We start from the raw sequence: 598 nt of genomic DNA on the forward strand, positions 1-598 counted from the left end.
CCGACCTGGAACAGCGGATGCCGCGCCGTCGACCGCGCCGGATTGAGCACCTCCACCAACCGCTCGAACGGCACATCCGCATGCGCGAACGCCTGCAGATCCGACTCCCGGACCGCCCCCAGCAACTCCTCGAACGACCCACCCGAACGCACATCCGCCCGCAACACCAACGTGTTGACGAACATGCCGATCAGATCGTCGAGCTCACGCTCACCACGACCCGCGATCGGCGTGCCCACCGCCACATCCGACGTGCCCGACAACCGCGCCAGCAGCACCGACAACGCCGCGTGCACGACCATGAACAACGTCGCATTGTGCGCCCGCGCCAACTGCACCAACCGCCCGTGCAGCTCCGCCGGCACCGCCACGTCGACCCGCGCACCGGCCACCGACTGCACCGCCGGACGCGGACGATCGGCCGGCAACTCCAACTGGTCCGGCAGCCCGGCCAGGGCAGCGGTCCAGTGGCGGATCTGCTGCGAGATCAGCGAGGACGGATCGTCCTCCGAGCCCAGCACCGACCGCTGCCACAACGCGTAGTCCGCGTACTGCACCGCCGGCGGCTCCCACGACGGCACCCCGCCGCCGACCCGGG

1 protein-coding gene is annotated in these 598 nt (G+C 70.6%); it reads right to left on the reverse strand.

Going from position 1 to position 598, the window contains the following annotated elements:
- A partial coding sequence (locus QR64_RS23050) for a condensation domain-containing protein (protein ID WP_235367306.1) occupies positions 1-598 on the reverse strand: 598 nt, incomplete at both ends.

It is taken from the genome of Rhodococcus sp. Chr-9, assembly GCF_000801125.1.
Classification (GTDB): Bacteria; Actinomycetota; Actinomycetes; order Mycobacteriales; family Mycobacteriaceae; genus Rhodococcus; species Rhodococcus pyridinivorans.